The organism is Rhodococcus sp. 27YEA15, from assembly GCF_049739425.1.
In the GTDB taxonomy this organism is placed as follows: Bacteria; Actinomycetota; Actinomycetes; order Mycobacteriales; family Mycobacteriaceae; genus Rhodococcus_F.
In genome coordinates, this window is the sequence record NZ_JBMHHW010000001.1 from 2,733,231 (window position 1) to 2,745,391 (window position 12,161).

Below are 12,161 nucleotides of genomic sequence, written 5' to 3' on the forward strand. Positions count from 1 at the left end.
ACACCCCTGGCGGTGGGACGCACCAGGTACCACGGAACCGTCTACTGCACTCGGTATGCGTCACCCTTCAGCGGATCGACGATTGCCTGCATGATGACGTTCCCTCGCTCGGGGTCGGTGTACGGGGGGATGACCATCAAGGCGAGCGCACAGCCCGACGCCGAGTCCAGGTAGACCAGGTCCGAGGGTTGTCCGGGGTACGGGCCCCGAATCTCGATTCCGTCGCCCTCGTCGATTCGTACACGCGTGACACCGACGGTGTCCCACGCGAAAGCGATGCGCGTCACCGAGCCGATTCTCAGCGACACGGCGGCGATCAGGGTCCGAAGTTCGGTCAGTATGTCGGTGTTCCAGGGGTACCACACGCCGTCGATGGCAGATGGAACGGCGCCTTGACCGCGAAGCAGGAATCTCGGGGTACGTGGGGCGGGAATGGGGTCGGGCTTGCTGCGTGCCGACCCGGGCATCACATCGACGACCAGCTTGTGCACCATCACTACATCTCCTCGTGGGAGCGTGCGCGGCTCCGTCAGGTGTCGACGGAGATGATCACTGCGGCGTCGGCGTACGGCGCCTTGCCCTTGCCTTTGCTCAGGTTCTGAACGGTGGCAAAGAATTTCGACAATGGGACGAGCACTCCGTACTTCGCCTTCACTTTCGCGACGACTTCGCCCAACGCCGCCCCTGACGTCACCAACTGCGCGGTGCCACCGACTGGCGAGGCTCCGGCCCTCACCTTCCCTCGGCTGTCACAGGGCACCACCGTGACGTGGGCGTTGTTACGTAGTCGCTTCGCTTTACCCGATGTCGACGACGTCGAGAAACCGACCCGGCCGTCGGCGAGTGGAACGATCCACGTCGCCGTCGCAACACCGTCGCCGTTCTTGTGAAACGTGGTCACCGAGATGGTCTTTTCGTCTCCGAGCCCCATCACCCGAGAGTAGGCCCGTTCGACTGTTCCAGCCACATCCACCGGTGAGCGAACACACTCGATCCGTCTCAATGCGAACAACCGGCCCTTGCAAGATGAACAATTGGTGCCGATTGGCCGAAATATCGAGGAATGCCCACTTTTCGACTCGATGTGCGGCGGGGTGGTGTTGGAACATGACTTCTCGTGAATGCGGAACTCATCGTTCTACTCGTCGTCGTCGTAACCGCTCTGGGGTTCGACTTCACCAACGGTTTTCATGACACCGGCAACGCAATGGCCACGTCGATTGCAACCGGTGCCCTCAAGCCCAAGGTGGCCGTTGCGCTGTCCGGCAGCTTGAACCTGGTCGGAGCTTTCCTCTCGGTCGAGGTTGCTGCCACCGTGGCCAAAGGTGTGGTGAACCTCGGAAATGTGGGTGGCCAAGCGCTACTCACCATCGTTTTTGCCGGCCTGGTTGGCGGCATCATCTGGAATCTCGCGACGTGGTTGCTCGGCATCCCGTCCAGTTCCTCGCACGCATTGTTCGGCGGCCTCATCGGCGCCGCGATCGCCTCACTGGGCATGGGTGGTGTGGCGTGGAGCGGAGTGTTGAGCAAGGTCGTCATCCCGGCACTGCTGGCTCCGATCGTCGCGGGTCTGGTGGCGGCAGTCGGCACCTGGCTCGTCTACCGGATCACCTCCACCGTCGGTGGTGAATCGAAAGAGAAGGGCTTCCGACTCGGCCAGATCGGCTCGGCATCGCTCGTGTCCCTGGCGCACGGCACCAATGACGCGCAGAAGACCATGGGTGTCATCTTCTTGGCCCTGGTTGCCCATGGCACTCTCACACCTGACGCCGAGATGCCGTTCTGGGTGAAGCTGACCTGCGCGCTCGCGATTGCCGCCGGAACGTATCTCGGTGGTTGGCGCGTCATTCGCACCCTCGGCAAGGGTCTCGTCGAGATTTCCGCACCTCAAGGCATGGCAGCCGAAGCGTCGTCGGCCGCCATCATTTTGACCTCGAGCCATCTCGGACTCCCGCTGTCCACCACGCACGTTGCAACCGGCTCGATCATGGGAACCGGATTGGGCCGCAAAGGCGCCGAGGTGCGTTGGGGCGTAGCCGGCCGGATGGCGGTGGCCTGGGTGATCACCCTCCCGTCGGCTGCCGTCGTGGGAGCGCTGTGCTGGGGGCTGGCGAACCTCGTCGGTGGACTTCCCGGCGTGCTGGTCGTATTCGCGGTCCTGATCGCGATGGCTGCCTGGATGTACCTGCGCTCGCGCCAAGCACCGATCGACCCGAACAACGTCAATGCCGATTGGGACGGCGGGTTGACTCCGGCTGAGGTTCCCGGACCCGACGCCCGCTCACACACCGACGTCAAAGCCTGAAAGCGAGAATCGACATGGACATCTTGAAAGACACGGTCGACTCGCTGTGGCAGGTCGTCCTGGTGGGATTGCTCTTGGGGGCCGGGCTACCGGCGATTTTCGCCGTCGGCTTGAAGTTCCTGGACTCGGGTCGCGGTGGAAGCCCGGACGCCACCGGTAGTGCTGTCGCCACTCGCAATCCGGTTGCCGTCACTGCCGGCATTGCCTGCTTCGTCGTGGTCCTCGGCGCTATCGTCACCGGAATCCTGTACATCATGCAGGATTTCCTCAGTCACACCTTCGGTATCACGATCTTCTGATCTTGCGCGGGCATCGCCGCCCACCGGAACGAAAGAGACCCTTGTGACCACTCCCATCCCTTCATTTCCCCAATCGATCCTCGACTGGTTGCGAGCTGGATACCCCGACGGTATCCCGCCGAAGGATCGAATTCCCTTGATCGCGTTGCTGCGGCGCAAGCTCACCGACGCTCAGGTTCACCAGATCGCCGTAGGCGCGGCGTTGGCCGAATTGAACGACGAGACCGGTGATCGGATCATTTCCGCGGACGAGATCAGCGCTCAGATCGCCGACGTGACGGCGCAGAGCCCCTCGGACGACGACATTGCCCGGGTCGCCTCGGTACTCGCCGCGGCGGGATGGCCACTTGCCGACCTCGACGCGATCTGATCAGCGTTCGTGGCTCTTCCACCTCTGCTGGCGTCGATACTCGGTTGGCTCCGAGCCGGGTATCCCAACGGCTTCCCGGAGCAGGACTACGTGCCGCTGATAGCCCTGCTCCGACGTCAGCTGTCCGACGACGAAGTCGCCGAACTGAGTGCCGCTCTGCTGGCGGAGTATCCGATACCGGCAGACCCGATAGACATCGGTGTCCTGATCACGAAGTTCACCGACTCGATGCCGCACGAGGCGGACGTGGCGCGTGTTCGTGAACATCTGATCGAGGGTGGGTGGCCCGTGGACGAGACCTCGGTCCGTGGCCGCTCCGAAGGACATCGCCCGGCGGACGGCGATCCTCCGGTGTCGTGACCACCCGGATTATCGGCATACAACCCGAACCGGACCCGTATGGTCACGAAAAAGTAACGGAAAGGTGTCGCGGAGGGCTCTCAACCTAATGTCGTCCTCAATTCCGCGCCACGGGGGCCGGTGCGAGTTCGGTGGGCAACCACCGAAGGGTGGGGGTACACAGGTGAGAACTGCATGGCACCGGTCAGGTCGCCGACTGAAACGCAAGACAGCCGCCGTACTGGCCGCGGCGTTGGTGCTCCCGCTGACCGCACTCGTCCTCGGCGGTGCCGTCGCCGACGCCGCACCTGCTCGCACTGCACCTGCAGGCGGGTTCGAGGAGGTGTTCGTCGATTCGTCCATGGGACCGATCAAGGTCCAGATCCAGTGGGCGGCGCGCGGAGGAACTGCCGCCCTCTACCTCCTCGACGGACTGCGGGCCCGCGACGATCGCAACGCGTGGAGCTTCGAGACGAATGCTCTCGATCAATACCGCAACGACAATCTCACTCTGGTCATGCCTGTCGGTGGCCAGTCGAGTTTCTACTCCGACTGGTACTCGGCCAGCAATTTCAACAATCAACCGGTCACCTACAGATGGGAGACCTTTCTGACCCGAGAGCTTCCGGCGTACCTTGCCACTCGTGGGGTGTCGCGGACCAACAACGGTGTTCTCGGGTTGTCCATGGGCGGCAGCGCCGCATTGACGCTGGCGGCCTATCACCGTGACCAGTTCAAGTTCGCGGGATCTCTCTCCGGGTACCTCAACGTCTCGGCTCCCGGAATGCGCGAAGCACTGCGGGTAGCCATGATCAGTGCCGGCCGGTACAACGTGGACGCCATGTGGGGGCCGCCGTGGAACCCGGCCTGGCTGCGTAACGATCCGTTCGTATTCGCGCCCGAACTGGCCGGCCTGTCCATGTACATCTCGGCTGCCAGCGGTCTGCCGGGCGAGTTCGACAGACCACGCACGCCCATCGACTACGTCAACACCGGCAGTGCCATCGGCCTCGAAGGTCTCGCGCTTCTCAACACCCGCGCATTTCAGGTTCGGTTGAGCTCACTCGGGATACCCGCCACCTACAGTTTTCCGTCGAACGGCACCCATTCGTGGCCGTACTGGAGTTCCGAGCTGTTCAAGGCGCGCGGTCAGATCCTGGACACGCTGAACGCCTGGTGACCTGCGAGTCAGTGGTGGGGCCGGCACTGATCGGGCTTGGCAGGCTGCACTGATCGGTACGGCACCACCGCTCTCGTCGAGACCTACATCGCGGCAAACAGATCCACGGTGTTTCCGTCGGGATCGAGCAGGACGGCGTACCGCTGTCCCCACACCGCGTCGAACGGCTCCCGGTGACCGGCGTATTCGGCGGTGATCCGTGAATACGCCTCGTCCACCGCGGCGGGCGTACCGAAATCGAATGCCAACGCAACCGGATGCCGACCTTCGACCACGACAAAATCAGGGTCGAAACCGACGATGGTGGAAGTGGCATCCCAGGCAAGGCGCAGTCCGTTGTCGAAGGTGAACTCGACATGCGGACTGTCGGCCGGAACCTGCGGAATATCGAGACCGAGGCTCCGGTAGAAGCCCAGTGAGCGGTCGAGGTCACTGGTGACGATACCGACGAGGTCGAGTTTCGGGGAGACGGGCACGGTATTTCTCCTGTTTTCCGGTAACGAAGCAATTCGATTCGAGATGACATCGGCGGATATGTGACGATTGTTCGATGACCGCCACCGATGCCTTCTCCACTGACGGTAGCCGGGACGGTGCGACGAGTCTTGAACAAAACGGCCATCGATATGCCGAAATCCCGTTCGCCGGGCCAAGAGCGTCGTTTCGAGCGCTCTGGCGCAGTACCACGAGCGCATCTCGGCTTCAGGTGCCCAAGCGAATCCTGCCTGACCTGAGCGCCGATTTCATCGCCGACAGCACCGGGCGGTCCTGGCTGGTCGGTCCGGCCACCACAGCCGATCTCGTCTCCTTCGATCCGGGAACCACCGTGTGGGGGCTTCGGATCTCACCGCCGGCGCTACGGGCCCTGCTCGGAACAGACGCCGACGCCGTTCAAGATCGGAAGGTCGCCTTCGACGACGTGCTCACGTCCAGACAGTCACGTATTCTCGCCGACGCTCTACGCGAAGGATTCGTCGACGACACCCTGCTACGGGCACTGTGGCCGCACCCACGCCACGACGACACCACCGAGCGGGGATTCGCGGCCCTCACCGGTTCTCCCAACAGCCCGGTCCGCACCATCAGCGCTGATCTCGGAGTTTCCGAACGTCAGTTTCGGCGTACGATCTCGGTGACGATCGGACTGTCTCCCAAGATGATTCAGAAGGTACAACGCATGCAGAACGTGCTGAGTTCGAGCCGGGCTCACTCGTCCCCGCTCGCCGAGTTGGCGACGGCGGCCGGGTACGCCGATCAGTCACACCTCGCTCGCGACGTCCGCGCATTGGCCGGTATCACCACGACCCAACTGTTGCGTGAACACCGGTAGCGGCGACGGGTTCTTCGCAACCCTCGATCACCTGACAGCCACGTCCGGTCTGGTGATCGACCGGCCGCGAGGGTTCCCCCACCCTCGATACCCGCACATCGTCTATCCGCTGGACTACGGCTACCTCGAGGGCACCGCCGGCGGCGACGGCGCCGGCATCGACGTGTTCGGATCCGCCGACGGCACGGGAGTCGTCGCGGCCGCCGTCATCGCCGACGCGGTCAAACGTGACGTCGAGATCAAGATCGTCCTCGACTGCACCGCTGCCGACGTCGAGGTGGTCGCCGAATTCCTGCGCAGCACACTCGGATTGGGAACCGCGATCCTCCGGCGTGAGTCGTCACCGCAGCGGTGAGGTCAGTCCAGCGCGTCGAATCGCGGAATCAGGTGCTCCGCGACGTGCTCCGACTCCTCGATCAGCGGCCAACCGGCCAGGATCAGTGCCGTCAGGCCGGTTCGTGACCGCAGCGTTCGCACCGAGTCCGTGATCGAATCGGGATCGCCGACGTAGTAGACGGCGGACGATCCGGTTCCGAAGATGTCCAGCGGAGACCACGCGGTGATCCCGGCGTACAAGCCATCTCCGACGTAGAGGTCATCCGGTTCGGGTAGTTCCCCGGCGGCAATGGTGTCCGCCCACCCTTGCCGCTGTGCGTCGCGAGCGGTGAACGTCTTCAAGTCCTGCGCCCCGTGAGTGCGTCGGCGCACCGCGTTGTCGAGCACGTGCGCGATCTGCTCGACGCCGGTCTTCTCGAACAGTGACCGGAATCGCTCGCGGGCCTCGTCGGCGGTGGGCCGCACGATGACGCCGGTGAGGGCACCGAAATCGGTGAACTCCCGGCCCGCGGCGGTCGCGGCGTCGCGGGCAGCGGCGAACTTATCCTCGATGAAGGACGTTTCCCGCAACATCGCCAGGTAGGTGTCGAGCACCTTCCCCGAATTAGCCAGGCCTGCAGGCGAATCACCGGTTCCCCACAGCGGAACCCGATGTGCGGCAGGCGCATCGATCCGCAGCGGAGTATTGGGGAAGTTGGACTCGGTTCCTTCGCCGTAGAGCCTGCGGAAATCCGCCCAGTACTGCTCGCCCAGTTCGTACCGTTCGTCGTGCGGAACATTCATGTCGTACTTGATCAGAATGTTCTCCCGCCCGTTGACGGAGTTGATCATCAATCGACCGCCACTGAAAGCGTCGAAGGTCAATGCCTTCTCTGCCAGCAGACGCGCCGGCGTCATGTTGGCGTACACCGCCACCAGGAACTTCATCCGAGTGGTGTGCGCCGCCGCCCAGGTAGCCGAGACGAACGGGTCATTGGGCCAGGTGGCCACCAACGCACCCTCGAATCCGCCGTCCTCTACCGCCTTGGCCAGCTCGATCTGCCGGGCACCGCTCACCGGGAACAGACCGCCAGGGCTCCACGGATAGTCGCCGTCCGCCTGGGTGAGATACCAGAATGTCTTGACGCCCATCAGTTCTGCGCACCAGCCGCAAGTGCGAACTGCTCGATCCGGGCACGGGACCGGATGGTGTCGGCATCCACGGAGTACAAGGCGTCGAGGTAGGCGACGGCAAACGACCCTGGCCCGGACGAATTCTCCTCCGCGATCTCCGACGCCACCGCGACGTGAGTGTGCGCGGCAATCAGAGCGTCGAGGGCCGTGTCCGTCACCGCGACGTACGCCGCAACCAGAGCGCCGAGCGAGCAGCCGGTACTCGTGACACGCGGCAACAGGGCGCTGCCCCCGGAGATCCGCACGCCTTCGACCTCGCCCGAGCGTCCACGTCCGACGAGGTAGTCGACCGGGCCGGACGCCGATACGGCGTCGGTGTGCGCGAGAAGAGACAGCGCAGCGGGAACGGCGTCGGCGGAATCGTTCGAGCTGTCGACGCCGCGCGTGTTACCGCCGAGCCCGGCCAGCGCGATGACCTCGGAGCCGTTCGCTCGGATCGCCGTCGGGTGAGACTTCAACAGGTCCAGCGCAATTGAGCTGCGCCATGGCAGTCCGCCGACGCCGACCGGGTCGAGCACCCAGGGGGTTCCGGCAGCGCGGGCGCCCTCGGCAGCGAGAACGAATGCTTCCGCCGTCCCGTCGTCCGGTGTACCGAGGTTGATCAGCACTCCCCCGGCAATCGCAGCGAAACCGGCTGCTTCGTGCACGTTGTCGATGTGCGCATTGCTGGCCCCGGCTGCCAGCAGAACGTTGGTGACGAAGTTGGCCGAAACTATGTTGGTCAGCGACTGGACCAGTGGGACCTGGGCTCGCAATGCGAGCAGAGCATCAGCGGCGGTGTCGGCGTAACGGGTGTCAGACATGAATGTTCCTCAAAGCGAGTGCGTGGATGAAGGTCGGGAGAATCAATTGTCAACGACATCGCTGGTCACCCGCAGCCCCCGAAACGACCAGCGGCGCAGCCATGTCGGCCGTCCATTCCTCGAGTGAACCGTCGTAGATCTTCACGTCGCCGTGACCGTTCGACACCAGAGCGAGCGCCGTCAGACACGCCGAAACTCCACCACCGCAATAGATCACGACGGGGTCCTGCCGGTCCCGGAGTACCGGTTCGGTTCGAGTGGCGACCTCCGGCAACGGTAGCAACCTGCCGTCGTCGTCGAGAAGGCTTTTGGCGGAGATGTTCAGGCTCGTCGGAATGTGACCACGCCGCGAGTATCTGGTGCGCTCGGTTCCCTCGAACTGCTCGGACGACAACGCACACACGAGCGTGCCTACGGCGGCCCCGTTCGATATTGCCGCAACCTGATCCTTGTCCGCCCAGAGTCCGAGATCGGCAGTGTTCCACCGCGTCGAGGCCGGAGCCGGTGCGGCACCGACCCCGGTTTCGACAGGGAGGGCGAGCTGAGCCCAGGCGGCGATCCCGCCGTCGAGCACCTGTGCGTCGATGCCCGCATTGCGCAGTACCCACCACAACCGCGACGCCCAGGTCATCGAACCCTGGTCGTAGACCACGATGGTCGAGCCCGCCTCGACACCGAACTCGGCCAGGTCCGATTGCAGTTGCTCCGCACTCGGACGGGTGAAATGCAGCGCCGCCTGCCGGGCGGACATCGTGCTCATCAGATCGACGTGTCGCGACCCCGGGATGTGCGCATCGAGCCAGCCGCCGTAGCCCGATTCCGGCCGATAGTCACCGTCGAACCTCGGCGCCGGAAAATGCACGGTCGCGTCGAGTACGACGACGCCGTCTGCGCGCAGCAGCTGATGGAGCGCCTGAGCGCCGATCAATGGCGACTTGGTCACGGTGACGTCCCTCCCGACTCGATATTCACCTTCACGAACTTAAGCGAGTACTAGCGTATACGCAAGTACTCGCTTGTCGTCGATGGCATAATCACATCTGCTTCACACAGCGAATGACGAACGGGGACTCATGGGCGCCGAAGACGAGACGAACAGCACCGATCTTCTGGTGCCCGAGGCCGCGCTGGGGCGCTCCGATACGACGTCGAGGCAGTATCTACGCTTACGCGCGGACATCCTGGAGGGAAAGTTCCCCCAGGGTGCGCCACTCCACGAGACCCAGTTGTGCGAGACGTACGGCGCATCCCGGACGCCGATCCGCGAAGCCTTGAACTGGCTCGCCCACGACGGCCTCCTCGAACGCGCAGCGCGGGGGTTCAGAGTCCGGTCGGGTACCCCCGAAGACGTGATCGAAATCTACGCGGCCAGGGTTGCCCTCGAATCGGAAGCGGCAGGCGCTGCCGCTCTCGCGCACAGTGCACTGGACCTCGCCCGGCTCGACGGACTTCACGAATTCTGCTGCGCAGCAACGGAAGGATCACAAATCAGGGCGGCGAACTTCAAATTCCACGAAGCCATGTGGCAGGCAGCTCACAACACGACGATTGCCTCGCTACTGATCCGACTGACCACTCAGCTACGTATCTACGACAGTGGGCCACCGTCGAACTACGGTGAACCCGAATTGCTCAACGCCGAACACCAATGCATTCTCGACGCGATTCGAGCCCGCGACGAGGCGTCGGCTCGGCAGCACATGCGCGAACATCTCGAACGGAGCCGCGATCAGCGAATAGCATTGTTCGCCCGCCGTTGAGGTATTCGCGGCTCGGCGTACGGCCCCGGAAGTCGGCTCGGCGTACCGCCCCGGAAGTCACAGTGGCCCGACACCGATGCTCCGGTGTCGGGCCGTCCGACGGTGACGATCGATCAGTAGTCGGCCTCGGTATAGACGATCATGCCGCGCAGGTTCTTGCCCGCGAGCATGTCCGCATACCCCTCGTTGATCTGTTCCAGCGAGTAGGTGTTGGTCACCAGCTCGTCGAGTTTCAGGGCGCCGCTACGGTAATGATCGAGCAACTTGGGGATCTGCGAACGTGGACCGACACCACCGAAGATGGCACCCTGCAACCGCTTCTGCAGAAGTGTCAGCTCGAACAGACTCAGCGACACCTGCGTGTCCGCGTAGTTTCCCATGCCGACTACTACCACTTGCCCGCCTTTGGCGGTCAGGCTCAGCGCCGGCGCGATCATGTCGCCCTCGATCTCGCCGACGGTGATGATCGTGACGTTGGCCATCCGGCCCCACGTGATCTCGGAGATCGCCGAATGCGCTTGCGCCATCGACGCGTATGTGTGCGTGGCGCCGAGTTCCAACGCTTTCTCACGTTTGAACTCCACCGGATCGATCGCGACGACGTGGCGCGCGCCGGCCGCCGCCGCCCCTTGCACGGAATTGATTCCGACTCCGCCGATTCCGACGATCACCACCGTGTCGCCGACCTTGGTGTCGCCGATCGCCGTGGCCGATCCCCATCCGGTGGCCACACCGCAACCCAGAAGAGCCGCCTTGTCGAGAGGAATGTCCTTCTCGATCTTGATCACGGACGCCTCGTTGACGGTGACGTACGGTGCAAAGGTGCCGAGCAGACACATCTGGACCACCGGATCACCGTCAAGTGTGACGCGTGAAGTTTTGTCCGAGATTGCCTGTCCGGTCAGCAGACCCGCGCCCTCGTCACAGATGTTCTGCAGCCCCTCGGCGCAGGAACGACAGCGCCCGCAGGCCGGGATGAACGCGAGCACCACGTGATCGCCCTCTTCGACACTGGTGACGCCCGATCCCACCTTCGTCACCACTCCGGCACCTTCGTGCCCACCCAGAACCGGGTAGAACGGCAACGGTGTTGCACCGGTCCGCAGATGTTCGTCCGAGTGGCACAACCCCGACGCGGCAAGCCGCACCTGAACCTCACCGTGTACCGGATCTCCGAGTTCCACCTCGTCGATCTCCCACGCCTGACCTGGCGCCTTGATAACCGCTGCCTTGATCTTCACCTGCACTCCTCGAACGTTGTGACGATAAGTGAACGTACGAATGAACGGACGTTGTGATGCCACTCACAACCCCGCTGTCGAGTGTGCCCTACCGCCACCACCTGTGCGCCTTTTTGACGGCGCGGACTACCGAAAAGGCGCCCGGGGCCGCAGGCCCTAACATTGACGCGGTGGCCAAAGGAACCCGCAAGACCAAGACTCGCCTGCCTACGCCCGACGGCCGTGACAGCGGACCCACCGCCGGCACGTTTGCGATCGACACCGGAACGTGCGAGCTCGTTCGCGATCAGTACTCCGACGACAGCTGGATCGTCCAGATCAACGGGGTCCCCAGCTCGCACGTGAACCTGGCCGATCCAACTGTTCTCGATTTCGAGTACATGCGCTGGATCGCCCATCTGGTCGACTCCGAACGCGACACGTCCGAGCGGTTGCGAGTACTGCACCTCGGCGGCGGGGCGTGCTCGATGGCCAGATACTTTGCCGCCGTCTACCCGGACGCTCGTCAAGTGGTCGTCGAAATCGACGGCGCACTGGCCGAATTGGTTCGACGGTGGTTCGATCTTCCCCGGGCGCCTCTTCTGCGCATCCGAGTCGGCGAGGCCCGCGCGGTTCTCGAAACCCTGACCGAGTCGACCCGCGACCTCGTCATCCGCGACGTGTTCGCCGGCAGTACGACGCCGACGCCGCTGACCACCGCCGAGTTCACCGCTCAGGTACGACGCATACTCGCTCCCGGTGGCATCTATCTCGTCAACTGCGGCGACACTCCCGATCTGCGGGGCGCGCGTAGCGAGGCCGCCACCATCGCCGCACAGTTCGAGCATCTGGCGATCATCGCCGATCCCGCGATGCTCAAGGGTCGGCGGTACGGGAACATCATCATCGCCGGCTCCGACGTGCCGATCGGCGAGCAACCGTCGCTGGTCCGTGATCTGCTCGGCGGTGCAGTACCCGCCCACCTCTGGAGAACGGCCGAGGTCCGCACATTTGCCGCACCCGGGACGGTGTTGCAGGACTGAGCC

16 protein-coding genes are annotated in these 12,161 nt (G+C 63.9%); 9 read left to right on the forward strand and 7 right to left on the reverse strand.

Features of this window, described 5'->3' with window-relative positions:
• Positions 1-41 precede the first annotated feature (41 nt).
• Entirely contained in the window at positions 42-494 is a 453-nt protein-coding gene (locus ABH922_RS12615; RefSeq protein ID WP_424809659.1) for a DUF5994 family protein, read from the reverse strand.
• Between the two features lie 35 nt (positions 495-529).
• On the reverse strand, positions 530-931 hold the full coding sequence (locus tag ABH922_RS12620) for a pyridoxamine 5'-phosphate oxidase family protein (RefSeq protein WP_424807242.1): 402 nt from the start codon (positions 929-931) through the stop codon (positions 530-532).
• A 186-nt stretch (positions 932-1,117) separates the two neighbouring features.
• On the opposite strand from ABH922_RS12620, the gene ABH922_RS12625 reads away from it, so the two are divergent.
• From ABH922_RS12625 to ABH922_RS12645, 5 genes are all read left to right on the forward strand, one after another.
• Complete coding sequence (locus ABH922_RS12625) at positions 1,118-2,305, forward strand: anion permease (protein ID WP_424807243.1); 1,188 nt, start codon at positions 1,118-1,120, stop codon at positions 2,303-2,305.
• A gap of 14 nt (positions 2,306-2,319) precedes the next feature.
• Positions 2,320-2,604, forward strand: a complete 285-nt coding sequence (locus tag ABH922_RS12630; protein ID WP_424807244.1) for a hypothetical protein — start codon at positions 2,320-2,322, stop codon at positions 2,602-2,604.
• A gap of 43 nt (positions 2,605-2,647) precedes the next feature.
• Entirely contained in the window at positions 2,648-2,974 is a 327-nt protein-coding gene (locus ABH922_RS12635; RefSeq protein WP_424807245.1) for a DUF3349 domain-containing protein, read from the forward strand.
• A gap of 9 nt (positions 2,975-2,983) precedes the next feature.
• Positions 2,984-3,334, forward strand: a complete 351-nt coding sequence (locus ABH922_RS12640) for a DUF3349 domain-containing protein (protein WP_424807246.1) — start codon at positions 2,984-2,986, stop codon at positions 3,332-3,334.
• 163 nt (positions 3,335-3,497) lie between these two features.
• Positions 3,498-4,493: an alpha/beta hydrolase gene (locus ABH922_RS12645; protein ID WP_424807247.1), complete on the forward strand. Its 996-nt coding sequence runs from the start codon at positions 3,498-3,500 to the stop codon at positions 4,491-4,493.
• 83 nt (positions 4,494-4,576) lie between these two features.
• Here ABH922_RS12645 and ABH922_RS12650 read toward each other — a convergent pair whose 3' ends face one another.
• Positions 4,577-4,969, reverse strand: a complete 393-nt coding sequence (locus tag ABH922_RS12650; protein ID WP_424807248.1) for a VOC family protein — start codon at positions 4,967-4,969, stop codon at positions 4,577-4,579.
• A 74-nt stretch (positions 4,970-5,043) separates the two neighbouring features.
• Between ABH922_RS12650 and ABH922_RS12655 the strand changes: the two genes are divergently transcribed.
• The gene (locus ABH922_RS12655) at positions 5,044-5,823 is read left to right on the forward strand and encodes a helix-turn-helix domain-containing protein (RefSeq protein WP_424807249.1); all 780 of its coding nucleotides are present in this window, start codon (positions 5,044-5,046) and stop codon (positions 5,821-5,823) included.
• On the forward strand, positions 5,810-6,178 hold the full coding sequence (locus tag ABH922_RS12660; protein WP_424807250.1) for an inorganic pyrophosphatase: 369 nt from the start codon (positions 5,810-5,812) through the stop codon (positions 6,176-6,178). The genes ABH922_RS12655 and ABH922_RS12660 overlap by 14 nt, the downstream gene beginning before the upstream one ends.
• Before the next feature lie 2 nt (positions 6,179-6,180).
• Here ABH922_RS12660 and ABH922_RS12665 read toward each other — a convergent pair whose 3' ends face one another.
• The 3 genes from ABH922_RS12665 to ABH922_RS12675 are packed head-to-tail and all read right to left on the reverse strand — an operon-like array spanning position 6,181 to position 9,078.
• Positions 6,181-7,290, reverse strand: coding sequence for an LLM class flavin-dependent oxidoreductase (locus ABH922_RS12665; protein ID WP_424807251.1), 1,110 nt, complete (start codon positions 7,288-7,290; stop codon positions 6,181-6,183).
• A complete protein-coding gene (gene thiM, locus ABH922_RS12670; protein ID WP_424807252.1) occupies positions 7,290-8,135 on the reverse strand; it encodes a hydroxyethylthiazole kinase in 846 nt (281 codons plus the stop codon). Before thiM ends, ABH922_RS12665 begins: the two co-directional genes overlap by 1 nt.
• A 49-nt stretch (positions 8,136-8,184) precedes the next feature.
• Positions 8,185-9,078, reverse strand: coding sequence for a sulfurtransferase (locus ABH922_RS12675; RefSeq protein ID WP_424807253.1), 894 nt, complete (start codon positions 9,076-9,078; stop codon positions 8,185-8,187).
• 130 nt (positions 9,079-9,208) lie between these two features.
• Between ABH922_RS12675 and ABH922_RS12680 the strand changes: the two genes are divergently transcribed.
• The gene (locus tag ABH922_RS12680; protein ID WP_424807254.1) at positions 9,209-9,895 is read left to right on the forward strand and encodes a GntR family transcriptional regulator; all 687 of its coding nucleotides are present in this window, start codon (positions 9,209-9,211) and stop codon (positions 9,893-9,895) included.
• A gap of 113 nt (positions 9,896-10,008) precedes the next feature.
• Here the strand turns inward: ABH922_RS12680 and ABH922_RS12685 are convergent, their stop codons facing one another.
• The gene (locus tag ABH922_RS12685; protein ID WP_424807255.1) at positions 10,009-11,136 is read right to left on the reverse strand and encodes an NDMA-dependent alcohol dehydrogenase; all 1,128 of its coding nucleotides are present in this window, start codon (positions 11,134-11,136) and stop codon (positions 10,009-10,011) included.
• A 170-nt stretch (positions 11,137-11,306) separates the two neighbouring features.
• Between ABH922_RS12685 and ABH922_RS12690 the strand changes: the two genes are divergently transcribed.
• Positions 11,307-12,158 (forward strand): spermidine synthase, encoded by an 852-nt coding sequence (locus tag ABH922_RS12690; RefSeq protein ID WP_424807256.1) that lies wholly within the window; start codon positions 11,307-11,309, stop codon positions 12,156-12,158.
• The last annotated feature ends 3 nt before the right edge of the window (positions 12,159-12,161 follow it).

Coding starts and splice junctions, on each gene's coding strand:
- ABH922_RS12615 (WP_424809659.1), bottom strand. CDS start 494: ATGGTGCACAAGCTGGTCGTCGATGTGATGCCCGGGTCGGCACGCAGC.
- ABH922_RS12620 (WP_424807242.1), bottom strand. CDS start 931: ATGGGGCTCGGAGACGAAAAGACCATCTCGGTGACCACGTTTCACAAG.
- ABH922_RS12630 (WP_424807244.1), top strand. CDS start 2,320: ATGGACATCTTGAAAGACACGGTCGACTCGCTGTGGCAGGTCGTCCTG.
- ABH922_RS12655 (WP_424807249.1), top strand. CDS start 5,044: ATGACCGCCACCGATGCCTTCTCCACTGACGGTAGCCGGGACGGTGCG.
- ABH922_RS12665 (WP_424807251.1), bottom strand. CDS start 7,290: ATGGGCGTCAAGACATTCTGGTATCTCACCCAGGCGGACGGCGACTAT.
- thiM (WP_424807252.1), bottom strand. CDS start 8,135: ATGTCTGACACCCGTTACGCCGACACCGCCGCTGATGCTCTGCTCGCA.
- ABH922_RS12680 (WP_424807254.1), top strand. CDS start 9,209: ATGGGCGCCGAAGACGAGACGAACAGCACCGATCTTCTGGTGCCCGAG.